This window comes from Aeromonas sp. QDB11 (assembly GCF_027705265.1).
Lineage (GTDB): Bacteria > Pseudomonadota > Gammaproteobacteria > Enterobacterales > Aeromonadaceae > Aeromonas > Aeromonas allosaccharophila.
In genome coordinates this window covers 1-1916 of the sequence record NZ_JAPDBM010000150.1, presented here as the reverse complement: position 1 = coordinate 1916, position 1916 = coordinate 1, and the positions used below count along the sequence as shown (strand labels likewise).

Genomic DNA, 1916 nt, shown 5'->3' with positions numbered 1-1916 from the left:
AGGCAAGGGGCAACAGTGGATCAAGGGATGATCGTCTCACTTTTTCCTGTCAATGCCATCTGGGTGAACAGTTACCCAAAAGCAGCCGAGGTCAGCCCATGATTTACCCATTTTCAATCTGGTTAAAAGCAGCACTCGGGGAGCTGTAACCCCGTGCGGTAGCTATATTTTTTAAAAAAATATATACACAAATAAACTAGGTTTATAAATAGCCTATATATTATCCACATATTGTAACTGACGTGATAATACTATGGAACTAAGACTAATCCCTGCAAGTATAATATTCACTGGTTCATATTTACCTTTGAGCATGATTCTTTTATCTCAAGATTTTAAATATGATATGATGAAAACCAACTTTTGTTCGCAACCCATCACTCAGATTAGCAAGTGTGAAATCCCATTTTCTAACCCAACTTTATCAATCGGTTTTTTCCTCATTTGTTTAATTTGCTTCATCATAACGGTTATCACGCTAAAGATTAAAACTCCATCACAAAAAATTCTAATTAAAGAAGTAAAGCACATACCAACTGATCTAATGAACTATGTATTACCGTACATCGTCTCTTTCATGAGCATTCAATATTCAGAGACAAGTAAGTTTATTGGATTTCTTATATTCCTTATCTGGCTTTTCTGGTTATCATACAAGTCAGGCCAAATAATACTCAACCCAATACTGATTGCACTTGGATGGAAGCTATACGAAGTAAAATACAGCTTCATAGGTAGCTCTAACGACTTAGTAGGTAAGGCCCTGGGGTGTGTAGAATTTGAAACAAATAAGATCAGTGAAATAGAAACAATTCAAGACATAATTATCAAAAAGGTATAGCCCGTGGCAAATATTAATGATTTTCATAGTTTTGACATTCAAAACTCTCAAGTCAATTTATGGGTTTTCAAAAAATCAACTACTGGACAGCCCCCTCAAATAAAACTCAGTAGTTACTGGGTTAGTTTAAGCGACAATGTTATCACCAAATTAAAAGATACAGCTAATATTTGTCGCCAGGCCATCACTGAAACTATAGAATATAGCTTGCTGGCTCAAAACAATGAGGGCAGCGCTTTACGAATTCCGACTATCGAAACACATGCGGATATAATTATCTCAGAGTCGTTAGATCAAACACCAGCAAAGCAAGTTACAAACATTAAAAAAATGCAAAATGCAGCTTTTTATGCAGTAAAGTTTTCTTGTCCGACTGGCAATCTCTACTGTGTAAAGAAATCTGATGACAGCTGGAAAACAAAGAAACGCAGTGGAGCAATTAACACCCTTTTCAGGTCTAATATTTTAGAAATTGATGACTCGCCAACTTTTAATTTGGCAAAAAACTTTGACTTTTTCATTTGTAACGACCATCTCTTTATCTCTAATAAACGTCATTTTGAGTCTATAGTTAATTACAAGGCTGCGCATACAGCTGATTTTTCAGACCTACTTTCAGAGTCGACATTTAGTGATATTTTCACTAGCGTGGATATATTAAAAACATACGTCGGAAATAATGCTATTCAACTTCGCCGGGCATCTGCAATTCGACAAAAACAAAACTATTTAGACCCTGTTTTTATGGATAATCTAAGGGCGGAATATTCAAACTTCGGATTGAACATAAATATTGATAGTAACGGCAAAATTACACCGACTATCGAAACATGCCCCGATATATTTAAAGCCTTACTCGACCACAGATTAAAATCTCACTTTTCAGGTAGAATTTACGATGTCCAGAGCACGGAAAGCATAACTACATCTCCCTAGAAAAGTAATCGTTATTAAATTGATAAGTTATTACTGATGACAAGTGATATTTCAACATTTTTATACCTGATTACCCATGATTAGCAGTCAGTTACCACGAACTATACTGATCTTACGTACAGTTATCGAGGTGCGAGAT

At 35.5% G+C, this 1916-nt stretch carries 1 protein-coding gene; it reads left to right on the top strand.

Annotated features, from left to right (window positions below; all coding sequences use genetic code 11):
* Window positions 1-844: 844 nt before the first annotated feature.
* Entirely contained in the window at window positions 845-1777 is a 933-nt protein-coding gene (locus tag OKC40_RS22265; RefSeq protein ID WP_270797009.1) for a Kiwa anti-phage protein KwaB-like domain-containing protein, read from the top strand.
* The last annotated feature ends 139 nt before the right edge of the window (window positions 1778-1916 follow it).